This window comes from Ruegeria sp. BHSA163, from assembly GCF_059613365.1.
This window is the reverse complement of the sequence record NZ_JBXWSJ010000003.1, coordinates 72,046-95,674: the sequence shown is the minus strand read 5'-3', so window position 1 is coordinate 95,674 and position 23,629 is coordinate 72,046. Positions and strand designations below refer to the sequence as shown.

Annotated in this window: 22 protein-coding genes; 15 read left to right on the top strand and 7 right to left on the bottom strand. The window is 51.4% G+C overall.

Features of this window, described 5'->3' with window-relative positions:
• The first annotated feature begins 45 nt into the window (after nucleotides 1-45).
• Both AC2FNV_RS02850 and AC2FNV_RS02845 read left to right on the top strand, forming a co-directional pair.
• A complete protein-coding gene (locus AC2FNV_RS02850; RefSeq protein WP_170604040.1) occupies nucleotides 46-1,206 on the top strand; it encodes an efflux RND transporter periplasmic adaptor subunit in 1,161 nt (386 codons plus the stop codon).
• 12 nt (nucleotides 1,207-1,218) lie between these two features.
• The gene (locus AC2FNV_RS02845; RefSeq protein ID WP_170604042.1) at nucleotides 1,219-4,362 is read left to right on the top strand and encodes an efflux RND transporter permease subunit; all 3,144 of its coding nucleotides are present in this window, start codon (nucleotides 1,219-1,221) and stop codon (nucleotides 4,360-4,362) included.
• A 157-nt stretch (nucleotides 4,363-4,519) separates the two neighbouring features.
• Here AC2FNV_RS02845 and AC2FNV_RS02840 read toward each other — a convergent pair whose 3' ends face one another.
• From AC2FNV_RS02840 to AC2FNV_RS02820, 5 genes are all read right to left on the bottom strand, one after another.
• Nucleotides 4,520-5,494 carry a zinc-dependent alcohol dehydrogenase family protein gene (locus AC2FNV_RS02840; protein WP_174823137.1) on the bottom strand — a complete coding sequence of 325 codons (975 nt, stop codon included), beginning with the start codon at nucleotides 5,492-5,494 and terminating at the stop codon, nucleotides 4,520-4,522.
• A gap of 125 nt (nucleotides 5,495-5,619) precedes the next feature.
• The gene (locus AC2FNV_RS02835) at nucleotides 5,620-6,027 is read right to left on the bottom strand and encodes a universal stress protein (protein ID WP_170604046.1); all 408 of its coding nucleotides are present in this window, start codon (nucleotides 6,025-6,027) and stop codon (nucleotides 5,620-5,622) included.
• A 58-nt stretch (nucleotides 6,028-6,085) separates the two neighbouring features.
• Nucleotides 6,086-6,535, bottom strand: coding sequence for a phasin family protein (locus AC2FNV_RS02830; protein ID WP_170604048.1), 450 nt, complete (start codon nucleotides 6,533-6,535; stop codon nucleotides 6,086-6,088).
• A 461-nt stretch (nucleotides 6,536-6,996) separates the two neighbouring features.
• Nucleotides 6,997-7,290 (bottom strand): DUF1127 domain-containing protein, encoded by a 294-nt coding sequence (locus tag AC2FNV_RS02825; RefSeq protein ID WP_254442448.1) that lies wholly within the window; start codon nucleotides 7,288-7,290, stop codon nucleotides 6,997-6,999.
• Nucleotides 7,280-7,504: a DUF1127 domain-containing protein gene (locus tag AC2FNV_RS02820; RefSeq protein ID WP_170476265.1), complete on the bottom strand. Its 225-nt coding sequence runs from the start codon at nucleotides 7,502-7,504 to the stop codon at nucleotides 7,280-7,282. The genes AC2FNV_RS02825 and AC2FNV_RS02820 overlap by 11 nt, the downstream gene beginning before the upstream one ends.
• 131 nt (nucleotides 7,505-7,635) lie before the next feature.
• On the opposite strand from AC2FNV_RS02820, the gene AC2FNV_RS02815 reads away from it, so the two are divergent.
• Nucleotides 7,636-8,556 carry a LysR family transcriptional regulator gene (locus AC2FNV_RS02815; protein ID WP_496772337.1) on the top strand — a complete coding sequence of 307 codons (921 nt, stop codon included), beginning with the start codon at nucleotides 7,636-7,638 and terminating at the stop codon, nucleotides 8,554-8,556.
• Nucleotides 8,557-8,596: 40 nt separating this feature from the next.
• Here AC2FNV_RS02815 and AC2FNV_RS02810 read toward each other — a convergent pair whose 3' ends face one another.
• Nucleotides 8,597-10,534, bottom strand: a complete 1,938-nt coding sequence (locus AC2FNV_RS02810; RefSeq protein ID WP_496772335.1) for an FAD-dependent monooxygenase — start codon at nucleotides 10,532-10,534, stop codon at nucleotides 8,597-8,599.
• Between the two features lie 137 nt (nucleotides 10,535-10,671).
• Here AC2FNV_RS02810 and AC2FNV_RS02805 point away from each other — a divergent pair, with 137 nt between their 5' ends.
• The 12 genes from AC2FNV_RS02805 (at nucleotide 10,672) to AC2FNV_RS02750 (ending at nucleotide 22,628) form a co-directional block, all read left to right on the top strand.
• Nucleotides 10,672-11,115, top strand: coding sequence for a MarR family winged helix-turn-helix transcriptional regulator (locus AC2FNV_RS02805; protein ID WP_170604053.1), 444 nt, complete (start codon nucleotides 10,672-10,674; stop codon nucleotides 11,113-11,115).
• A 338-nt stretch (nucleotides 11,116-11,453) separates the two neighbouring features.
• Nucleotides 11,454-12,494: a TRAP transporter substrate-binding protein gene (locus tag AC2FNV_RS02800; RefSeq protein WP_170476272.1), complete on the top strand. Its 1,041-nt coding sequence runs from the start codon at nucleotides 11,454-11,456 to the stop codon at nucleotides 12,492-12,494.
• Between the two features lie 59 nt (nucleotides 12,495-12,553).
• Complete coding sequence (locus tag AC2FNV_RS02795) at nucleotides 12,554-13,138, top strand: TRAP transporter small permease (protein WP_170604055.1); 585 nt, start codon at nucleotides 12,554-12,556, stop codon at nucleotides 13,136-13,138.
• Nucleotides 13,135-14,448, top strand: coding sequence for a TRAP transporter large permease (locus tag AC2FNV_RS02790; protein WP_170604057.1), 1,314 nt, complete (start codon nucleotides 13,135-13,137; stop codon nucleotides 14,446-14,448). The genes AC2FNV_RS02795 and AC2FNV_RS02790 overlap by 4 nt, the downstream gene beginning before the upstream one ends.
• 90 nt (nucleotides 14,449-14,538) lie before the next feature.
• Complete coding sequence (locus AC2FNV_RS02785) at nucleotides 14,539-15,303, top strand: SDR family NAD(P)-dependent oxidoreductase (RefSeq protein WP_496772331.1); 765 nt, start codon at nucleotides 14,539-14,541, stop codon at nucleotides 15,301-15,303.
• A gap of 10 nt (nucleotides 15,304-15,313) precedes the next feature.
• The gene (locus tag AC2FNV_RS02780) at nucleotides 15,314-16,081 is read left to right on the top strand and encodes a crotonase/enoyl-CoA hydratase family protein (RefSeq protein WP_170604059.1); all 768 of its coding nucleotides are present in this window, start codon (nucleotides 15,314-15,316) and stop codon (nucleotides 16,079-16,081) included.
• Nucleotides 16,082-16,085: 4 nt separating this feature from the next.
• On the top strand, nucleotides 16,086-16,568 hold the full coding sequence (locus AC2FNV_RS02775) for a MarR family winged helix-turn-helix transcriptional regulator (RefSeq protein ID WP_170476281.1): 483 nt from the start codon (nucleotides 16,086-16,088) through the stop codon (nucleotides 16,566-16,568).
• A 2-nt stretch (nucleotides 16,569-16,570) separates the two neighbouring features.
• Nucleotides 16,571-18,388 carry a feruloyl-CoA synthase gene (locus AC2FNV_RS02770; protein ID WP_170604061.1) on the top strand — a complete coding sequence of 606 codons (1,818 nt, stop codon included), beginning with the start codon at nucleotides 16,571-16,573 and terminating at the stop codon, nucleotides 18,386-18,388.
• A gap of 15 nt (nucleotides 18,389-18,403) precedes the next feature.
• Nucleotides 18,404-19,279 carry an amidohydrolase family protein gene (locus AC2FNV_RS02765; RefSeq protein WP_170476284.1) on the top strand — a complete coding sequence of 292 codons (876 nt, stop codon included), beginning with the start codon at nucleotides 18,404-18,406 and terminating at the stop codon, nucleotides 19,277-19,279.
• Nucleotides 19,276-19,743, top strand: coding sequence for a DUF3237 domain-containing protein (locus tag AC2FNV_RS02760; protein ID WP_254442449.1), 468 nt, complete (start codon nucleotides 19,276-19,278; stop codon nucleotides 19,741-19,743). The genes AC2FNV_RS02765 and AC2FNV_RS02760 overlap by 4 nt, the downstream gene beginning before the upstream one ends.
• 2 nt (nucleotides 19,744-19,745) lie before the next feature.
• Nucleotides 19,746-21,296, top strand: coding sequence for an acyl-CoA dehydrogenase family protein (locus AC2FNV_RS02755; protein ID WP_170604063.1), 1,551 nt, complete (start codon nucleotides 19,746-19,748; stop codon nucleotides 21,294-21,296).
• Between the two features lie 48 nt (nucleotides 21,297-21,344).
• Nucleotides 21,345-22,628, top strand: a complete 1,284-nt coding sequence (locus AC2FNV_RS02750) for a flavin-dependent oxidoreductase (protein ID WP_170604065.1) — start codon at nucleotides 21,345-21,347, stop codon at nucleotides 22,626-22,628.
• Here the strand turns inward: AC2FNV_RS02750 and pcaQ are convergent.
• Nucleotides 22,625-23,545, bottom strand: a complete 921-nt coding sequence (pcaQ, locus tag AC2FNV_RS02745; protein ID WP_170604067.1) for a pca operon transcription factor PcaQ — start codon at nucleotides 23,543-23,545, stop codon at nucleotides 22,625-22,627. The two genes, AC2FNV_RS02750 and pcaQ, sit on opposite strands and share 4 nt — an antisense overlap.
• Nucleotides 23,546-23,629 lie beyond the last annotated feature (84 nt).

Genomic DNA, 23,629 nt, shown 5'->3' with positions numbered 1-23,629 from the left:
AGAAGTTCTAACATATGTTAGAGAGACTAACTTGATGAGGTCAAAATGCCGAATCCAGAGATTTCCGCTTCTGCTCCTGCTAAGCGAAGCCCTTTTTCACGCGTCCTTCACCGCATAACACAGCTTAGTTTGACCGTAGGCGTCATCCTCGTCGCTGCTGCAGCGGTCCACTTAGGAGCTTCTGAGCTTTCGCGCCGAGCGAACGCTGTTCCCGCTCCTGACGCCGCCTCGGTGACGCCCGTTTCAGTAACGCCTATTAGTCAAGAAAGTCATTACTTAGTTGATCGGGTTTTCATCGGTCAGGTCGAGCCACAACGGTCTGCAGATATTTCCTTTGAGTTGAACGGAACCCTCGCAAAAATACTGGTCGACGAGGGAGATGAGGTTTCGAAAGGTCAACTGCTTGCTACGCTGGATATCGCGTTGCTGGAAGTTGAACGTGATCGCCTGTCCGCATCTCGCAAAGCTATAGCGGCGCTGCTTTCCTTTGCCCAAAAAACCGTTGAACGCAGTACAAAACTTATCGAGCAAGGATTTACCAGTCAGGCTCGTCTGGACGAGGCAATAGCTCAGCAAGATGAACTGCTTTCCAGAATGGGAGAGCTAGACGCAGCTTTACGCGACGTGACCGTTCGGATCGACAAATCCAGTATTAAAGCTCCCTTCGCAGGTCAAATTACCTCCCGGCATGTCGACGGCGGTGAAACGCTACTATCTGGAGAGCTTGTTTTGGGAATGGTCGAAATCGTGTCACCGCAGGTGCGAATAGGTATTCCACTTGATGTGGAGCCTTCACTTTTGGCCGATGTTGAAGTCGAAATTGCCGACAACCAGTATCAAGCGAAGCTGGCTACTTTGCGTCCAGATGTCGATCCACTAACCCGGACGCGTACAGCACTTTTTGACCTGAAAGACGGTCCCAACGTCGTGTTTGGACAGACCGCACGTGTTCACATCAGTGACCCGGTCGAAAGTACCGGCACTTGGGTTCCTACAACATCACTAAAAGAAGCGGCGCGTGGTCAATGGACGCTTTTGGTTGCGGACGCTGAGAAAACGGTTCGCATTGCGACCGTAGAGGTAATCCATGCCGAAGATGACCGCGTTTTTGTCAGAGGTATGTTTCCCAACGGCACTGTCTTGATTGATCGGGGGCCACAGCGTGTGACGGTTGGTCAGCGAGTCGCATTTGGCGGCAACGAGTGACGGAGGATACAAATGGAAACCCTTACATTTCGTCACCCCAGGCTTGTCGCTCTAATAATCTTAGTGTTGGTATCCGCTGGGCTGTCATCTTTTCTTTCGTTGGGGCGGCAGGAAGATCCAACAATCACCAATCTGTTTGCAACTGTGACGACTCAGTTTCCGGGTGCGGACCCGGAGCGGGTCGAAGCGCTGGTAACCGCTGAGATCGAGGAAGAGTTGCGGAAAATTTCTGAAGTAGACGAGATAAGTTCGGTTTCCAGATCTGGGATTTCAGTAGTTTCCGTTGAATTGCTTGAAACGCTGGATGAAGCCACCATCGAACAAGTTTGGGCCGAAGCAAGGGATGCGATCGATGACGCCAGTCAGAATTTTCCCACTAGTGTTCTGCCACCAGATTTCGACGCAGAAGGCATTTCCGCCTATTCTGCGGTGATCGCAGTGGCGGCTGACAGCCCGAATTTCCCAATAACGCTGCTATCGCGCCATGCGGAATCCTTGGGCGACAGATTGCGGACGATCCCGGCCACTCGTGCCGTTGATTACTTTGGGCAGCCGGAAGAGGAAGTCCTTGTCAGCGTTGATATGGATAAAGCCGCAGCATTAGGCCTGAGTGCCACTGAAATTTCGCAGCGGATAACCGAAGCTGATGGAAAAGTCCAATCAGGCCGCTTACAGTCCGATGTGGATTTAACCATAAATATCAGTGGGGAAATCGAAACAATTGACCGCATCAGAAGCATTGTTCTGCGCGAAAATGCCGAGGGCGCAGTTGTACTACTGGGTGACATCGCCACAGTGGATCGCGGCCCCCGAATGCCTGAGTCTGCGATCGCATTTGCCAACGGCATGCCAGCCGTTCTTGTGGGCGTTCTTGCTCAAGACGGGGTTCAGATCGACCGGTGGACTGGATTTGTGCGAAAGGAACTTGAAGAAGGTTCTGCGTCAGTCCCTGTGGGTATTCAGGAGTTACTACTCTTTGACCAAAGTAAATACACAACAGACCGCCTGACCGAAGTCGGGATTAACATGGCAATCGGTGTCGCGCTCGTGGTTGCGGTTCTGTTCATAACGCTTGGTGTTCGAGCCGCTGCAATCGTCGCACTTGTTCTGCCGGTCGTTTCGCTTGCCACGCTCGCAACAATGAACATGATTGGACTGCCAATTCACCAGATGTCCGTCACCGGACTGATTGTGGCCTTAGGCTTGCTGGTAGACGCCGCAATCGTGATGACAGACGAAATCCGGCGACGTTTGCAAGACGGGATGGATCGTATCACTGCAGTGCGCGACGCGGTACGCCGATTGGCGGCTCCGCTGTTGGCTTCCACCATCACCACCGCGCTAGCTTTCATGCCCATGATCCTTCTGCCCGGGCCTGCTGGTGACTTTGTAGGCGCCATAGCCATCGCCGTTGTACTTATGTTGGTGTGGTCTTTATTGGTTGCTTTGACGGTCACGCCTGCAATTGCAGGCTGGGTTTTATCTGACAGAAAAGACGCTGGAATACTTGCTCAAGGCATCAGTATCCCAGCACTTGCCCGTCTGTTTGAGGCATCAATACGTATTTCGGTCGCAAACCCAGTGCGGTCCATCGCGCTGGCGTTGGTATTACCCGTTCTTGGATTTGCAGCATTTCCCACTCTGACTGCTCAATTCTTTCCGGGCGTAGATAGAAACCAATTCTACATCGAAATTGATATGCCAGGGGGTACTTCGATTTCCGGCACAACGGCAACAGCACGGCTGATCGACGAAATGCTTTTGGCTGATGCCGGCGTGCAAAGCGTCTACTGGACGGTGGGAGAGTCAGGTCCAGCCTTCTATTACAACATAGTTGGCAATCGCTCGCGTGAGCCCGGATTTGCGCAGGCAATGATCACAACGAAAACTGCGGAAGATGCCGCCCGCCTGGTCGGAGATTTGCAGGGTCGCCTGGACACAGATTTCACCGAAGCACAAATAATTGTGCGCAACCTTGTTCAAGGCCCCCCAGTTGCCGCGCCTATAGAGGTAAAAATACAGGGACAAGACATTACAATTCTTCGCGAGCTGGGTGACGAGATTCGATCGGTCATGGCCAACCTCGATTTGGTGACACAAGCCCGAGCAAGCGTAAATGGCGGCAACCCCCAAATCCGGTTCGAGATTGACGAGATAAATGCCCGCCTGCTTGGCTTGGATGTTGCGGACATAGCAGGTCAGCTGGACGCCGCGTTGGTGGGAGTGACCGGAGGTTCATTGATAGAAGGCACCGAGCAACTACCCGTTCGGGTGCGTTTTGGTGACGAAATTCGCTCTGATCTGAGCACTATAGTCAGCATGCCTATCCTTCTGCCGGACGCTGCTGCAATCTCCGCTACTGGTGTGTTTCCTGCGGTTCCTTTGTCCGAGCTTGCCAAACCCATAGTCGAACCCGCTGAAAGCGTAATTACTCGGACCGATGGCGTCCGTGAAAACACAATTCAGGCATTCATCGTGCCTGGTGTACTACCTGAAGAAGCTCTGCAGGATGTGCTGGAAGCCTTGGATGTTTCGGGATTTGAGCTACCGCTGGGATATACAATGACCTTGGGCGGAGACAGTGATGCACGTTCCAGCACAGTCGGCAATCTGATGGCTTCGGTGGGGTTGATCGTGACACTGTCCATCGCGACAATCGTCCTGACATTCAACTCTTTCAGGTTAACCTTGGTGACGTTGGCGGTTTGTGTCCTGTCGGCTGGTCTTTCTATGCTGTCACTTGCAATCATGCAATATCCGTTCGGCATTCAGGCGATCATTGGCGTGATTGGCTCCATCGGCGTTTCGATAAACGCGGCCATAATAATACTCACCGGCTTGCAACAAGATCCGCGGGCAAGTCGCGGTGACCGAAACGCAATGGCGCGCGTTGTCACCGGTTCCAGCCGGCACATCATCTCGACCACAGTTACGACGTTTGGCGGGTTTCTCCCCCTGATAGTAGGTGGCGGTGCATTCTGGCCCCCGTTTGCGGTGGCAATAGCAGGCGGCGTGTTGCTGTCGACCGTTGTGTCATTTTTCTTCACACCACCTGTTTTTGCATTGGTTTACCAAGGGCGTTTCAGAAAATTACGTATTTCCGAGAAACATCAATCCATTTCAGACAAGGCGGTTATCTCATTAGCGGCAGAGTGAGGATCACCTGTCTCGACGATGCACACTCTGGTAAGAACAAAAGCGCAGTTTCAACCTCATTTCCAGATGTCAGACCTGGAGAAAAAGTGTGGTTTTAGAAAAAGGCTGCAGAATTGGCAAACAAGTCGTAGAGTATGCGCAGCCAGACGGGTCGGAACTAAACACAGAGAACCGCTGCGCCTTGCAATCGTCCGGATCGCAAGTCGTCAAGGGCATCATTCGCGCATTCCAGCGGATAAGTTAATACACGGGTTTCTATAGGTATTTCCGAAACCAATTCAAAAAACTCATCACCGTCTTTCCTTGTCAGATTGGCGACGGAACAAATAGAGCGTTCCTCCCACAGGTCTGAATATGGAAACGACGGTATATCACTCATGTGAATACCGCCGCAAACAATACGCCCTCCTTTGCGGGTTGCTTTAAGGGCAAGTGGGACAAGAGCGCCGACCGGAGCAAATATGATTGATGCGTCAAAACTTTCAGGAGCACTTTCAGAAGAGCCACCGGCCCATTTAGCACCCAATTCCAAGGCAAACTTTTGTGCTGCGATGTCGTCATCTCTTGTGAAAGCATAGACATCGACGCCAAGCGACGTAGCAACCTGACAAAGGATATGAGCTGCAGCGCCGAAACCATAGATACCTAAGGATTTTGGACCGCCAGCCATCCTGAAGCTGCGATAACCGATCAGACCGGCACACAAAAGCGGAGCCAAATCCGCCGCTTCTTTTTCTTCCGGCAACGGGAAAACAAAACTCGAATCCGCCACACAGTATTCGGCGTAGCCACCGTTAATTGTGTATCCTGTAAACCCCGGCTCGTCACAAAGGTTCTCGCGATGAGATCTACAAAATTCGCACCTACCGCATGTATGTCCCAGCCAGGGAACGCCGACTCGCTGACCAATTTTTAGCTTGCCCACCCCGTCTCCCAAGTCACTGATACGCCCGACGATTTCATGTCCTGGGACCAGCGGCAGTACGGGGCTTTTCAGGTCACGATCAACGATGTGCAAATCAGTTCGGCAGACACCACACGCCTCGACTTGCACCTGCACCTGCCCTGCGCCAGATACTGGAATAGGTAATTCACAAAGTCGCAGACTGGGACTCTTCCCATCGAAAACCATTGCTCGCACAGCACACCTCCTTGCAGTGCACTATCTCGAAAACAGCGACCAAGCTCCAGCTTGCCCCGACGCGCGACATTGAACGTCCCGATAGTTTTTGAAGCTAAGTCAACGTGGATGTGGATTCACCTGGTTACGTGAACCGCACACTTTGCATGATGCACAACCCTGTTCGCAGTTGACCCTAGAAAGATATTCTCAAAGCCCGGCTTGTGCGAAGCAATTACAATGCAGTCAACATTTTGTTCATTGGCGAAATCGACAATCGCCCTGCCAGCATGCCCAGAAACCAACTTCGCTTGAGCGCCGGGCAACTCTGACGCACTCTTGAGTAGGTTCTCCTGAATCTCATGGCGTGTGTTCTTGAAAACCTCTTCTGGAATCTGAGACGCCACATACGCCGGAATAGGTTCCTGCACGTGGAGCATAATGAATTCTGCATCGGTGTCAGCCAGCAGGCGCGCCGCTTCAAAAGAAGCCCGAGTATCATGGTCACTATCCAGCGCCACAGGGACTAGAATTTTCTTGTACATGTACAGTCCTTTCGACTGATCGGGTTAAATTCAAGTGGAAACTTCCAATGTTAACACCCTAAACCGGCTCTGACTTTGAAGACTGCCCAACTTTTTTCGCTGTGGTGGTAACATCGTCAATTGTTTTCTCCACGGCTTCCGCTTCAGTTTCTGCCGCATATGCCGCACAACGGGCAACTGTTTCGAACCATTCCTGAGCGTCCGCGATCAGACGTTCTGCTGAGTGACGCTGCCATTCCGTAATCGTTTGCATGGCTTTCGATGGGTCGCCTGCATTGGCCGACGACGCGGTACGCGCCGCCTTAAGTGCAGACCGAACAGCCTCATGACGCCTTTCAAACCAATGTTGTGCAAAGTTTTCTGCTTCTTCCAGCATCTTCTCCTGCGCGTCCCAAAATTGCTCAATCTGAGCGCCAAGAACAGGATTCACAGACTCCGAAGGCTGCATTTGTTTGAACACGTCGATCAATGTTGTGGGGTGTTTTGTTTTCGGCGTCTTATCTGGCATCGAAAGTTCCTCCTCATTCTCTCGCCAGCCATTGTGCCGATGCTCACAAATTCCGCTTTAATTTAGATCAATTTCATCGATCATCTTTGTCCATGACCATTCAACGAAATTCGTTTATTCACTTACGCGACAGGCATCCTGGAAAACTTCTTTTAAAATCAAGAGATGCGGACATTGAATGAGTCATCATTAGTTATTTGTTTAGAAGGCCACCAGTTTCGCATGAGTTGGTGACGAGGTTTTTCAGAAAAAATCTGCCCTAAATTCACGGAGATTCGTCACAACTACCCGCAGCCGAAATAAAAGATCAGACCAGCCCCTTTGGGAGGAGATAAAGAGGCTGGTCCTTTGCGTTGGCGTACACTGTTGAACTTTCGCCGCCGCTTGCGCTGGCATTCTCTGGGAGGAGCGAGAACCAGCAGATTCATAGTGCCTATTAAACACCTGGTAATTACATGTTTTTACAGGTTTTCGGCGTCGCCACCCCAATCATCTGAAAGCAATTTCTCGGCATACATTGGTATGTCTGCCCGCGAGATCCCGATCTGGGTAAGTTGGTGATCACTCATTTCGGATAGAGTTGACATCATTCGCGCCATTTGAAGTGTTCTTAATACTCCGCGCATGCCTGCAAATACTTTGTTCAGTCGCGAAAGGATCAGAGGCAATATACTCTTGGCCCCACGTGACATGGAACTCAAATATAACAATGTGTTATCCGAGTTTGGCCCGACTGCTTGCGATTTAAAGGTCATTTGCTGCCTCCTTTGCCAGTCCTTTGATACTGCCACGCGGAATACCTAAATCATTGAGGTCACGGTCAGTGAGATTAGAAAGTTCGCGATAAGTGTTTAGATAGACCTTTCTTTTGGTGATGGCGGCCCGCACGGCATCCCGCTTTTGCTGAAAGACTGTGCGGCCAGCATGCAGAACGACCTCTAACGAAGTAATCGATCTTGTATTTGCCATAATTGCGCCTCGTCTATTGCTGCATTGCAGTATTTATGCTGCACTGCAGAAGTAACCGAGCTTGATAGCGCTCACAATTTCTTAAATTGGAACAGGACCCATTCCAATTTGGAACAGGCCAATGGTGTGAAATGGATATATCTGCGCAAATGTTGATCTTTGCGACCGTCGTTGAGCGCGGGAGTATTTCTGCGGCTGCCCGGTCAATGGATCAGACCCCTTCTGCTGTAAGCAAACAAATCGGATTGCTTGAAGATCGCGCCCATTACCGCCTTCTTAACAGAACTCGAACCGGTGTGTCGCCTACGCAAGAAGGTATGGAATTTTACCGAAAATGCAGAGCCATGGCCGACAAATTCAAAGAGGCCGAGGCACTTATATTAAATCAGGATGGAACGCCTCGCGGCAAACTCAAGGTTGTGTCAACCGTTGCATTCGGAAAGTCGCAATTGATCCCTCAACTTCCCAAATTTATGGAAGAAAACCCTGAAGTTGAGGTCGCACTTGACCTGACGGACAGGGAAGTTGATTTGCAAAGTGAAGGATTTGACGCGGCCATATGCTTTGACGAACAACACAAAAGCCCTGACACGATCGTGCGCCGTATTATGGAAAGCCGTCGGGTTTTATGCGCATTACCAAAATACCTAGAGCGCTGCGGAACGCCTTCGAACTTTGAACATTTGGCACAACACAATTGCTTAAGGGTTGCGGGAAGCAAGTTTCGGAATTCTTGGGGGCAAGCAGAGATCGACGGCAACCAGTTATTTGTGGCGCAAGGGAATTTTGAAGGTAACAGTACAGATGTGATATACCGGGCGGCTCTTGCAGGTCTCGGGATCGCCAGACTGCCCTGTTATATGGTTGAGCAAGAATTTAATTCGGGCGAGTTGGTTCAGGTCATGCCCGAATATTCGCCGAACAGTACCGACATTGTCGTAATGTTCGCGGACAAGCGAAATTTGGCGCCAAAAACCCGCGCATTCATAGACTTCTTGGCACGTCAATTTAAAAACTCTTCTAAAGATCTGGCGATTGAAACTTGTCCGTAGGACCTTGTCGTTCATTAGCTGAAGCGGCTTATACCAGACTTCAATGTTCAGCTTCGCCAACTAATATACCGGCGAAGAAGTCTGTCAAACCAAGATAATCACCCAGACGCAAGACATTGGCAACGTATTGGTCAGGTCTAACGATCACCATGCATCCGATGTCTCGATCAATTCCTCGCATGGTATAGATGTCGTTGCCAGTTTTGTGGTCGACGCAGAAGACCTTTTCGGCGTCGCGCAGACCATACTTGCCTTTTGCTGGCCTTAAGAACCAGGGCATATCCTCGAAGCTTAGCGACCTAAAGTCCTGTTGAAAAATCGCGCGAACGTCAATCAAGCCGTCAATAGCCTCGCCATGACGCCCGAAAAGTTTAATCGGTGAGCTTGGATCGTTCAGAAGAAAATTACATAGGAGATGAATAGAACCATCCCGAGTGCCTATATCGCCCGATCCGGCAAAGGCGTAAATTCTCCAGCGGGCATCTGCCTCGGCAGTATGCCCCAATTGCATAGGCATGGCGTCAGCGAGCCGCACAACTGGAGCGGAGTGAAACCGCTTTCCGATGACCTGCCCCTTGGCCAGATGCTGATAAGTCGGTTCTGCGATCAAGTCGGATGGTTCATAACGAACGGCGAGTCCGCCAGTAAATTCCAGATTTTCAATGAACTGCTTCTGAATCCGGGGCACATCGGTGCCGTCTAGCTCTGCCTCGCTAGGGGGTGCGCTCATGATACGCGCCCATTTATGGTCGGTTTCCACAAGCCGCTTTGCTTCCAACAACCGTTCAGCGGAATAACTGTGCAAAAGGCTTGGCTTTGAACGCCCAGTCAAAACATGTACGAGTTTCCATCCGAGATTGAATGTGTCTCCCATCGACACATTCATTCCCTGCCCCGCTTTTGGGCTATGCGTATGACACGCGTCACCAGCAGTGAAGACACGGGGCGTCCGGGTATCCACTTCATCTGTGGGTACGTCATCGAATTTATCAGTCAGCCTATGTCCGATCTCGTAAACCGACCACCAAACCACCTCTTTGACGTCAATTGAATATGGCAGAATGATCCGATTGGCCGCAGCAATAATGTCGTTGGCGGTTAAGTTTCGGTTTGCGATCCTTTCTGCCGGATTCAATTTGTCCAGCTCGACATACATCCTGAACAGATATCCGCCCTCACGAGGAAGTATCAGAACATTCCCTTCGGCCGAAGATTGAATAAGGCATTTACGTCGAACGTCTGGAAAGTCAGTATTGGCGAGGATGTCCATTACTCCCCAGGCTTGATGGGCTGCATCTCCTTGCAACTTTCCGCCAATGGCTTTGCGCACATTGCTGCGCGCGCCGTCGCAACCGACAACGTAATTGGCGCGCACTTGAATTGGTTCGGCAGCATCCTCATTCTCTTTCACTGGGTCGAGCACTACTGTGACCGGGTGGTCAGCAGTAACAGTGTCAATCGTCAGATCGCGGACGTTAAAACCGTATCTAGGCTCCAACCGCGTTGGCGCATTTCTCATAACATCTAAGAAAAGCTCATGTATCCGAGCTTGATTCATCAGAGTGTGCGGCATTTCGGATTGATCGTCGGCTACATCTTGAACAATGCCTGCCCGTTTTATGTGACCGGGGTTAGCAGGGTTTGGTGCCCAGAATGTTGTTTGGTTTACCCAATAAGCTTCACGCTTGATCTTGTCCGCAAATCCGAATGCTTGAAACATTTCCATCGAACGGACGTTAACCCCGTCAGCTTGCCCTTTTTCCATTGGACCCATCTTTTGATCCACAATCATCGTTGTAAATTCGCTGAACTGTGAAAGTTGTGCCGCAAGGCATAGCCCTGCTGGGCCGCACCCTACGATCAAAACATCAACGGTTTCGGGAAGAACTCTATTCTCGTCATTATTTTTGGACCCGCCGTTATCAGCTGGCTTTATGTCCGGATCACCAGGTCGAAAACCATTTAAGTAATATTGCATGACCACTGCCCAGTTACTGTTTTGCGGGATATGATATTTGTACTTACTATATTGAGGCAAAAAAGGTATGTATACATATTTTTTTATCAAACTATGGTCGATTGTAGCATTAGTGAACCAAAGTGGCGGAGGCTAAGGTGCAAATTTACGGAATGGCGGGTCATCTTATCCGGCGACTCAATCAAATTTCGACGCATGTATTCTCAACCCGAATGATGGAAGCCGGTATTGATCTGACTTCGGTTCAGTTCGCGGCACTGGACGCTATTCGTACCCGCCCGGGAATCGATCAAGCGACGATTGCGACGATGATAGCCTACGACCGGGCGACAATCGGCGGGGTCATAGATAGGCTTGAACAAAAAAAATACGTGACAAGATCGATCAGCAAGCGAGACAGGCGGGCTCGTGAAGTCACACTTTCTGCGGAAGGAGAAAACATCTACGCCAAGGCTTTACCTGTCGTCGTAGCCCTTCAAAACGAAATCTTGCGTGGACTGAGTTCCAGCGAGCGTGAAGCATTTCTCGAATTCGCGACAAAGACTATCGAGGCCAATTCCGATGAAAATCCAAGCGTCTGAGCAATATGTTGCGCCAATGTCTTCAACACTGAAATAGAAAGCAAATCCTAAAAAAAATCGATTTAGTTGCCGATTTCTGAAACTAACGGAGAAGAAAGCTCAATTTACCTCAGCCCAACATAAAGGCAATGTGAGCAAGAGAGAGGAAGAATGATGTCCAAGCCCAGATTGTATGGTGACACGGTCAGGAACCACGAGGTTCGGTCAAGGAACGCAACTCCTAAGTCGAACCACTTGAAACACCACAACAAAATGGCACAAGATCGTTATAGCTTATAACTACAAAGAGATATCACATAGAGAAGGGTGATACTCATAGGTCATTAAGGGAGGAGACCATGACCAACTCGCGCAGAACTTTACTGAAATCCGCCGTCGCGGCGATTGCTTTCGGCGCCATGGCCACCGCAGCTTTCGCAGCCGATGTCACTTTGCGTATGCATCAGTTTTTGCCCGCGCAGGCTAATGTTCCAAAGAACATATTGGACGTCTGGGCTGACAAGATCGAGGCGGAGTCAGATGGCCGTATCGAAATCCAACGCTTTCCAGCCATGCAGCTAGGCGGCAAGCCCCCCGAACTGATCGACCAGGCCATTGACGGGGTTGCAGATATTGTCTGGACTGTATCTGGTTACACACCCGGCCGCTTTCCCCGGACCGAAGTATTTGAACTCCCCTTCACAATGACCAACGCCGAAGCGGTTTCTCGTGCCTATTGGGATTTGGCCGAAGAAACCATGATGGACGACGACTTCAAACAGTTCAAAGTTCTTGGGCTTTGGGTGCACGGCCCCGGCTTGATCCATTCGAAAGATCCCATTGAAAGTATTGAGGATCTTAACGGCGTGAAACTGCGCGCACCGACACGTGTAACCAACGGCTTGTTCAGCTCGTTAGGCGCTACCCCGGTCGGGATGCCAGTACCTGCGGTACCGGAGGCTTTGTCCAAAGGTGTGATCGATGCCACCGTCATTCCATGGGAGGTGACCGGAGCGTTGAAAGTCAATGAATTAGTGGGAAATCACACTACTTTCGGTGACGATTCATTGTATACGACGACTTTCATCTTTGCGATGAACAAAGATCGTTGGGACGCATTGCCGGACGATCTGAAGGCCATAATTGATGCCAATTCCGGTGCAGAGTTCTCTGCTTTTGCGGGAAAGCAAATGCAGGCTGACGACGATGGGCCACACAAACAGGCCATGGAACGCGGCAATAATATAATAACACTAAGCCCTGAACAGGTCGAAGAATGGAAGGCTGCCTCGCAACCCACCACCGATGCTTGGATTGCCGAGATGGACGAAAAAGGTATGGACGGCACGGGCCTTCGAGCTCGCGCTCTTGAGTTAATCTCGCAATACTCAGGTAATTGATCCGATTGCGTCCCCTGCAGACAAGTGCCTGCGGGGGAAGCTGTCTTTTGGAGTAAATAATGCAGAACATGGTGGAACGCACGGCGCGTTACATGGCCATTCTTGGCGGTATTGTGCTGACGCTACTGGTCTTGTTGACAACAATCAGTGTTCTGGGGCGCGGCCTTAACACGTTTGGGCATTCGGACTTTTTGAACGCCCTTTCGGAATCGGCAGCGCAAGCGTTGATTGCAACAGGCGTTGGACCTGTTAACGGTGATTTCGAACTCGTCGAGGCCGGAGTTGCGTTCGCCATATTCTCCTTCTTGCCGATATGTCAGCTCTACGGAGCGCATGCGACAGTCGACGTTTTTACAAACATTCTGCCACCAAAGGCCAACAAAGTGATTGTTACCTTCTGGGAAGTAGTGTTGTCACTTGTGATATTGCTGATTACCTGGAGGCTGTTTGTCGGCCTGCAAGGTAAAATGGACAACGGCGAAACGACCTTTCTGTTACAGTTTCCTGTCTGGTGGGCCTATGGGTTGAGTTTAATAGCCGCGCTAATTGCGTCCTTGGTGGCTGTTTATTGCGCTGTTGCGCAAGTTATTGAACTTGTGACAGGGCGCTTAATCCTGCCGCATCGTGGGGAGGCGGCACATTGACACTACTAGAAATGGGCTACCTGTCATTTCCCATCCTTTTAATCATGATCTTTATGCGCGCACCGATCGGACTTGCGATGCTATTGTGCGGAATTGGCGGGCTGTATTTCGCCATGGGCGGCGCTAACATGTTCATGTCCAAGCTGAAAACTGAAACCTATTCGACTTTTTCCAGTTATTCACTGACCATTATTCCGATGTTTTTACTGATGGGGCAGTTTGCAACTCTGTCAGGTATGTCTTCGGCTCTGTTCAAAGCAGCTGAGAGTTGCCTGGGCCACCGAAAGGGCGGTGTCGCAATGGCAGCCGTGGGTGCCTGCGCTGGTTTCGGTGCAATCTGTGGGTCATCCCTCGCCACTGCCGCTACAATGAGCCGGGTCGCGCTGCCGGAACTACGCCGATATGGTTATTCTGGCGGGTTTTCAACGGCCACGCTGGCCGCTGGGGGTACTTTGGGAATTCTGATTCCACCTTCGGTAATTCTTGTCATTTATGCAATTTTGACAGAACAGAATATTGCAAAACTGTTCTTGGCGGCCTTTATCCCAGGCATCCTCGCGGCGCTTGGGTATATCGTCACAATATCAGTTTATGTTCGTATGTATCCAGACTCCGCTGGTACCCGCGAGGCAGTCCCTTATGCGGAACGTGTTCGCGCGTTGCTGGATGTCTGGCCAGTCCTTTTGGTATTTGGTCTCGTGGTCGGCGGCATTTACTTGGGATGGTTTACGCCGACAGAAGGTGCCGCAGTTGGCGCAGCTGGAACTGGTCTCATCGCTCTGCTTTCGGGTAATCTGAACTGGCAGGTATTCGTTGAAAGTATCATTGCTACCGCCACAAGCACCGCGATGATCTTTTTTATCGTTTTAGGCGCAGGGCTTTATAACAGTTTTCTCGCTCTTACGCAGGTTCCGCAGGAATTATCCAATTGGGTCGTGAGCCTGGGCCTCAGTCCGTGGACAGTATTGTGCCTGATCTTGGTATTCTACTTGATCTTCGGCTGCCTCATGGACAGTCTTTCAATGATCCTGCTGACTATCCCAATCTTCTTTCCCGTGATCAGTACGCTGGACTTTGGGATGAGTCCCGAGCATGTGGCAATCTGGTTTGGCATACTTGTACTTATCGTCGTCGAAGTCGGATTGATCACTCCTCCAGTAGGGATGAACCTGTTCATCATTAACGCAATGGATCGGTCAACGCCGATGGTTGAAACATACAAATCAGTTATGTGGTTCGTGACGTCTGACATCGTTAGGGTCGTAATTCTGGTCCTTTTCCCTGCTATCACGTTATTCCTGATACCTTAGAGCCGGTGCCAGAGGCCGTTCGCGAATGAATTGTGCAAAAATAGATATGGAACATAACAATGACAAACTATATGCAAATCGAGGCCTGCCGTGGAACTAAATAATACCATTGCTTTAGTTACCGGAAGCGCCAGTGGTCTGGGTGCAGCAACGGCGAAACATTTTGCTGCACATGGGGCCAGAGTCGCCGTTTTGGATTTCAATGAAGCCCAGGCCAACGCTGTTGCTGAAGAACTCAAAGGCTTTGCTGTAGCAACAGATGTGAGAGACAAAGCCGCTGTTGCTGAAGCATTCGAATCCGTTTCAAATTTTTTTGGGTCCCCGCCGAGGATCATAGTCAATTGTGCCGGCGTCGGCATGGCTGCTCGAATAGTTGGTCGGGAAGACAAACTGTCATTTGACGTATTTGAACAGACCCTTCGCGTAAACCTCTTCGGTACATACAACGTGATGAGCCACGCAGCATTGCGAATAGCCAAGCTGAGTTCGCTCGAAGATGGTGAAAGGGGTGTTATCATTAACACTTCTTCAGTCGCATGGGAGGACGGGCAACTTGGGCAGACAGCCTATGCCGCCTCCAAAGGTGCGATCACCGCGATGTCGCTACCCGCCGCACGGGAATTTGCGCAATCAGGTATCCGCGTGATGGCCATTGCGCCAGGATTGTTTAACACCCCTATGATGGAAGGATTGCCGGAAGACGTCGCCGCCAAAATCACAGCAAACATTCCCTTTCCAGCGCGTCTTGGCGAAGCCAACGAGTTCGCCTTGCTTGCCAAACACATTGTGCAAAACCCGTTCCTGAACGGCACGACCATTCGTCTGGACGGTGCTGTACGCCTTCCACCCCGATAAGGAGACCAACATGGACGCCCAAATCCTGAAAGTTGACCGCGAAGGACCGATCGCAACGCTTACCATGAACCGCCCAGATAAGCGGAATGCGATGTGCGAGGAATTGTTGGTCTCACTGGATACATATTTTTCAGATCCGCCTAAAGATGTCCGAGTTGTAGTATTGACGGGAACTGCCGGGCACTTTTGCTCGGGGCTTGATTTGTCCGAGCATGTAGACAGGTCCGCTGAAGAAAACCTGCACCATTCGCGTCATTGGCACAGCGTAATGGACAAAATCCAGTTCGGCGGACTAGCCGTGATTTCTGCGATGTTTGGTGCCGTAATCGGCGGTGGGCTGGAGCTTGCTGCTGCCACACATGTGCGTATCGCCGAACCATCAACAATCTTCCAACTTCCCGAAGGCCGCCGCGGGATATTTGTTGGCGGTGGCGCAACGGCGCGGGTTGGACGTTTGCTGGGACCAGACCGAATGACGGAAATGATGCTGACTGGCCGAAAGTACGGCGCGGAAGAAGGCGTGTCCCTTGGCCTTGCCCACTATTCCACGGCTGAAGGTGAGGCAATGGCGCTTGCGCAAAAGCTGGCTGGCAAAATTTCCCGCAACGCCCCTTTGTCCAACTATCTGATGATCCAAGCAATTCCCAGGATCAACGAGATGTCCCACGGCGATGGGTTGTTCACCGAGTCATTGGCCGCAGCTCTTTCACAAACGACAACGGATGCCCAGGAAGGTTTAAGAGCTTTTCTGGAAAAGCGTGCCCCACAGTTCAGGTAGTCAGATGAACACAGAAAAGCAAAACCTTACGAATTCGACGGAAACCCATGCTGTCAGCGACGCCACGTTGCGCGCGTTCATAGGTTACAGAATGAAGCGTGCTTTTAACGTCGTTCGCGACGACCTTACCGCCACGCTTCGGGCGTTTGATCTGCGTATGCTGACCTACACTGCACTGGTTTTGATCGTCGACAACCCAGGCCTGCGACAATCGCAACTGGCAGACGCAATGGACATCGAGCGCCCAAACCTCGTGATCATTATTGACGAGTTGGAACGCAGAGATCTGATAATCCGGGATCGTGTTCCCACCGATCGCCGTGCGTATGCGCTTAAGGCAACTTTGGCGGGTCGGCAACTCTATGAGAGGGCTGTTGCGGCCGTCACTTCGCACGAAGAAAAACTGTTGGCCAACCTCGATCAAGGCACCATCAAAATTGTTTTTGACGCTTTCAGCGTTATCGAGCAAGCAAAGCGGAGGACCTGAAAGTGCGGCGTACCTCTGATTTTCTTGCCCATTCCATTGCTCGGGAAGATCGCGCGGATGGCACTATCCTTCTGCGGTCGAAACACCCTCTGGGACCTGTTGTAAAATCTTCCAGCGACTGGCTTCATAAGTGGGCTGTGAAATCGCCGAACCAAACCTTCGTCGCAGAACGAAGCGGCGCTGGTTGGCGAAAGGAAAACTACGCGGCAACCTTACAAAAAGTGCGAGCCGTTGCCAGCTCGCTGTTGGCAAGAGGAATGGGACCTGAAACCCCAATCCTTATCATGTCGGGCAACGGAATTGATCATGGTATTTTGAGCTTGGCCGCGCAATATGTCGGCGTGCCAACTGCCCCGGTAGCAGAGCAATATTCGTTGATCCGCGGAGCTCATGACCGCCTACGTCATGCCATCGAACTGGTTGGGCCCAAGATGGCCTATGTCTCAGACGCAGAACAATACGGTGAAGCGCTGTCGATTGAGGTCTTGAATTCAGTTGAAGTAATCGCCAGCCGCACAGGAAGCTATTCTGCAGTTACCTCTTTTGAGGATCTCCTGTTTGGTGACAACGGGGTCGATCTGGATGACGCGCATTCCAAGGTCGGACCGGACTCGATCGCCAAAATCCTGATGACCAGCGGATCGACCTCGGCGCCAAAGGGAGTGATCACGACACAGCGAATGATGTGCGCAAACCAAACAATGCTTGCCGATGCGCTGCCATTTCTGCGCGAACGTCCGCCGCGGATCGTTGACTGGCTTCCTTGGAACCACGTTTTTGGCGGATCTCATAATTTCAACATGATGCTCGCAAATGGCGGCAGCTTATTCATTGACGATGGTAAGCCCGTAAAAGGTCTGTTTGAACGTACGTTGGAAAATCTTGCCATGGAAACGGGAACGCTCAGTTTCAATGTGCCGGTTGGGTACGCAATGCTGTTGGGGGCGTTGCAAAGCGACATTGATCTTCGCCAACGCTTCTTCAGGGATCTGGATCTGATCTTTTACGCTGGTGCCTCTTTGCCACAGGACATCTGGTCTGGCTTTGAACAAATGGCGATGGAAATGAAAGGTGAAATCCCCCTGATGACCACCTCGTGGGGGCTGACGGAAACCGCGCCAGCAACAATGATGCAAAGTGAGCCAATCAATCGATCTGGCGTTGTCGGCGTTCCCATGAACGGCGTCACACTCAAACTGATACCCGATGAAGAAATGCGCTGCGAAGTCCGCGTAAAGGGTCCCAACGTTACGCCAGGTTACTTCAAGGATCCCAAAAAAACGGACCAAGCTTTCGATGACGAAGGATTCTTGATTACCGGGGACGCGATGCTGTTCGTTGACCCAAGGGATTTAGACAAGGGCATGATGTTCGATGGCCGCATATCGGAAGACTTCAAACTTCTCACCGGTACCTGGGTGCGGGCTGCGCAGCTTCGTATGGATATGCTGACCTGGCTGGCGCCTATAGCGAACGATATCGTCGTCACCGGCGCAGACAGAAATCAAATTGGTCTCCTAATCTTCCCTGACCAAGAAGAACTAACGTTACAGGGATATGAATTGATTGATGACAACGGTGCTTACCGTTGCGATTTGCTGCAGGGTGAAATCCGCCGCCGTCTGGCGGAACGTGCGAGCAAAGTTTCAGGCAGTTCCACCCGCGTTGCCCGGGCAATTATTCTTAGCAAGCCCGCGTCAATGTCCGACGGTGAAATAACCGCCAAGGGCAATCTCAATTTTCGCAAGGTGCTTACGGAACGTCAGCGATTATTAGAGCGTCTTTATGACGACGCCGACCCCGCAACCATCAATATCTGAGAAAGGAAAAGGCAAATGGTCGATATTTCCAAAGTTCGCGCGATCGACATCCACACTCACGCCGAGGAACCTTGCGGTTGCCACTCAGACGACGGGTACGACGACTTGCAGGCGACAATGGCTAAGTATTTCGGTGCGCCGTGGAGCCATCCTCCGACGGTTCCAGAGACCGCGCAGCATTATCGAGATCAAAACATTGCCGCCGTGATCTTTCCGGTCGATGCCGAGCGCGAAACCGGCTACCGGCGCTATAAGAACGAAGAGGTTGCTGAACTAGCTGCTGATAACGACGATGTGCTTATCCCCTTTGCTTCGATCGACCCGCACAAGGGCAAAATGGGCGCGCGCGAAGCGCGACGCCTCATTCGGGATTTTGGGATAAAGGGGTTCAAATTCCATCCCACGATGCAAGGCTTCTTCCCAAACGACCGAATGGCGTACGAGTTGTACGACGAAATAGCGCAAGCGGGTTGTATTGCGCTTTTTCACACCGGTCAGACGGGTGTCGGTTCAGGTATGCGAGGTGGCAATGGGATGCGGTTGAAATACTCGAACCCAATGTTCATGGACGATGTGGCCGTCGACTTTCCCGACATGAAGATAATACTCGCGCACCCATCGTTTCCTTGGCAGGAAGAGGCGCTTGCCGTAGCTCAACATAAGCCGAATGTTTATATCGACCTTTCGGGTTGGTCGCCCAAATACTTCCCGGAAATTCTGGTCAAATACTGCAACTCGATATTAAGAAAAAAGGTCTTGTTTGGATCGGACTGGCCAATGATCACCCCCGAACGCTGGCTGTCGGATTTTGAAAAGATCAACATTAAGGACGAGCTTCGACCCGATATCATCAAGGGCAATGCCGCCCGACTGCTGGGGCTGGCTGAATGATGTTGCCCCCTACCCCTTCCCTTGCCCTTTCATTCACCCTTCGGATTCAACTCGGGGCTCCGTTGGAACTGGGTCAAGGTCGCGCCGGTCAGCGGCGCATAATACCGATTGTTGGCGGCGAAGCGATCGGACCGGACATCACCGGCGAGGTGATGAACCTCGGCGCCGATTGGCAGACGATATTTACCGACGGAGCAGCCCACTTGGATACACGGTACGCGCTGAAAACCCACGATGGCGTTGTCATCGAGATCGTAAACATTGGAACTCGGCGCGGCCCTCCTCAGATCATGGCTAAGCTGGATACCGGAGAAGACGTTGACCCTAAACTCTACTACATGCGCACAGCGGCACGTCTGGAAACCGGGGATAATCATTATGGCTGGGTAAACCACACATTGTTCGTATGCTCTGGAGTCAGACACTCTTCAGCCGTGGAAGTTGCATATTACCGGGTAACTTGATCATGAAGCCTTTCCAAGCTCCTCTTGAAGACATTTTATTCTCTCTCAACCACATAGCACGGGCGACCGAATTGCCGGATTGGGACCCCGAATTGGCTAGTTCAATAGGCAAACATTTCGCTGTTTTTGCTGAGGCTGAATTTGCACCGTTAGATGAACCCGGCGACATTCAAGGCTGCGTCGTAAAAGACGATAGAGTCTACATGCCCGATGGCTTCGCCGAGGCATACAAATCGTATGCAGAACAAGGTTGGCAGTCGCTCACCATGCCCGAAAAATTCGGCGGGCAAGGCGTAGGCGCGTTGGTTTCCGCGATCACATCCGAAATCTTTTCGGGAGCCAATCACAGCCTTCAGATGGTAACAGGACTTGCTCCCGGAGCCGTGCGGACACTTTTGAATTTCGGCAACGCCGAACAGAAATCTCGATTTATTCCTTCGCTGGCATCAGGTGAAGCGTTGGCTACGATGTGTCTGACAGAGCCCGGCGCTGGGTCCGATCTGTCGCGCGTGACTTGCAAGGCACGGCCCAATCGCAACGGCTGGACAATCTCAGGTGAGAAAATCTTTATATCCGGGGGCGATCAGAACTTGAGCGAGCGCATCTATCATTTGGTGCTTGCGCGCACGTCCAGCGGCGGCGTCAAAGGCCTGTCGCTGTTTCTTTGCCCTTGTACGCGCCCTGACGGAACTCGAAACGGAGTTTTCGTGACCCGGATCGAGGAAAAAATGGGCCTGCATGCTTCACCAACGTGTCAATTGACCTTTGAGGAGGCCGAAGCAGAACTATTGGGCAGTGAAGGCCGGGGATTGCAGGCAATGTTCACGATGATGAACCACGCCAGACTGGATGTAGCTCTTCAAGGTGTCGCTCATGCTGCGCGCGCGCATGATATTGCCGAAACCTATGCAAGCCAGCGTGTTCAAGGGCGTGGAGAAAGCGGTAACCCAGTGACATTGAGCCAACACACCGACGTGCGTCGCATGCTGGACGAGATAGACTGGCTGGCGCTAAGCAGTCGCAGCCTTGCACATTTGGCTTACGTAAATTTGGAACACGGTGAGTCACCCGATCTGGTCGAATTCCTGACTCCAGTTGCCAAAGTTTATTGTACCGAAGCGGGTATAAAAGCGTCCGAGTTAGGCATTCAGGTTCTTGGAGGATATGGTTACTTGCGAGAGTACCGATTGGAGCAAACCTATCGGGATGCCAGAGTTACATCAATCTACGAGGGTACAAACGGAATTCACGCTCGCATGCTGGCCACGCGATTGGCGCCAGCGGCGGCAGGTGACGCCTTTGCCGAGTTTGTTGCATTGGAAAATGAAGGGAACTCGTCATGTGAAATCTCTCATGCATTGGATGATTGGCAATCCGCACGCACGCGGCTGGTAAAATCAGACGGAGTTGCATTGGCGAACGAGTTCATGCAAGCAACCATTTCCACAGTCTTGCTTTGTATACGTAACCGAATCCGCCGGGCGGCGAGCCAGCATTCACAGCCGGAAAGAATTACCCGTGTTTGCGATCGGACCGTCAAAAGCACCGTTTAAACAAGATGTAAGAACAAACTCCCACATCCAGAGAAAGAAGAAAGCGATATGGCAGATCAAAGAGTAATGATTGCCGGTGGAGGAATCGGAGGCCTGTCTCTGGCTTTGACGCTGAACCAAATCGGTGTTGACTGTATTGTCTTTGAAAGTGTGGAAAATCTGCGTCCATTAGGCGTGGGGATTAACCTTCAGCCAAACGCTGTGCGCGAGTTGTTCGATCTTGGGTTAACATCAGACGATCTTGATGCATTCGGAGTTCCAGCAAAGGAATGGGCGCTGGTTGGATTGAATGGGCAAGAGATATATTCCGAACCTCGCGGCACGCTGGCTGGCTATGACTGGCCACAATATGCCGTTCATCGAGGGTCATTCCACATGGCGTTGTACCAACGGTTGTTGGAAAGAGCGGGTCCTGATGCCGTTAGGTTAGGCTCGCGGGCAACTGGTTACGAAATTAACCCTGATGGCTCGGTCTCTGTCCTGTTACAGACCGGATCGGGTAAAACGCGCGAAACCGGGACGCTTCTGATCGGCGCAGATGGCATTCATTCATCCATCCGGAGCCAAATGCACCCTTGTCAGCCTCCGATCCATTGGGGCGGCTCAGTGATGTGGCGCGGCACTACGCAAGCAAAGCCAGTCCGCACAGGGTCATCCTTTGTCGGACTCGGGACACACAAGCACAGAATGGTGATGTATCCAATCTCGCACCCCGATCCAAATACTGGTTTGGCGCAAGTGAACTGGATTGCCGAAGTTACATTCGAAGACCCGAGCGCACATCAGACAACCGGATGGTTTCGACAAGTAGAAACGAACGATTTCGCTCATCACTTTGATGATTGGACCTACGACTGGCTGGATGTACCTGCCCTGATCCGCGGGGCCGAAGTCACGTATGAAAACCCAATGATTGATCGCGAGCCGGTCGAGACTTGGGTCCACGGACCCGTTGCCTTGCTCGGAGACGCCGCCCACGCGATGTATCCAACTGGATCGAACGGTGCCAGCCAGGCTATAATGGACGCTCGTATTTTAGGGTCAATGCTGCTGGAACATGGACTGAGCAACGAAGCATTGACTGCATACGACGCAGCGCTTTGCGGTCCAATTTCTGACCTTGTTTTGCGCAATCGGAACGCCGGACCTTTTGGCCTTTTGAACATCGTCAATGACCGATGCAGCGGAGATTTTGACGATATTGACAATGTTATTTCTCCTGCGGAGCGTTCGGAGTTCATGGCCAAATACAAGGCTGCTGCGGGTTTTGCGCGCGATGCGTTAAACCGGGCCAAGCCAACGATTGCACCGGGTGCTCGATTGAAAAACTAGGATAGTAGGCTAAGCTTTTTGAGCGCGTTGTTGACAGCCAAGCCGAAGACTCGGGCCTGCGGTGACAGAATTTCATCGGGTCTGTGCATTAATCCGACAGGTCCACGTGTAATCGTAGTATCGAAAGGTAAGGCCTCCATCCGCTCATCCGCTATTTCGTTGGCAACCACGCCCTCCGAGATGATCCAGATTGCGTCAGATTGTCTGGTAAAAACCCGACCAAACGCGCCAGAAACTGTTTCCAGCTTGCGTTCGATTTCTCCGACGCCATGAGCAATAAGATATCGGTCGACCAATGGCCGAATTGCCGAACCTTTTGGTGGATAAATCACTGGCCATTCACCAATACGCTGAAGGTCCGGCCTTTGCAGAAGTGGATGCCCAGCGCGCACGACAAATTCGACCCGCTCTTCGTAAAGCTGCGTGAACGAAATTCCTTGCATGGTGTCCGGCTGCCCAAGCCGACCGATCACAAGGTCCAGATCACCAAGGCGCAGGCGCTCGACAAGATAGCCATGCGGCCCGTCAATAATACGTAAGCTGGTATTGGGGTTAAGTTCCATGAACTCGGTGAAAACGGTTGGCATCAGCCTTGCAGCAACCGATGGCAAGGCTCCGACAGACAACCGGATCTTACCTTGTGCCCCGACCTGCTCGACGCCAGTCAAACCTTGCTGAATGGCAGCCAGAGACATTTCAGCAAAATGCAGAAACACCTCTCCTTGTTTGGTTAATGATACGCCGGCACGATTTCGCACCAAAAGCGTCGCCTCCATAATCTCCTCAAGCTCTTTCAGTGTCTTTGAGATAGCCGGCTGTGTCAGATACAATTTTTCTGCCGCAACTTTCAAACTCCGCTCGCGACAGATTTCGACGAAGCACTGAATGTGTCGGAATTTAATACGGCGGTCGATCATTTACTTGCCAATTAAGGAAATTATTTCGGACGTATTATCATTTTACTTCACCATTTCATGCAATCAATATGTGTAGTGAAAAAC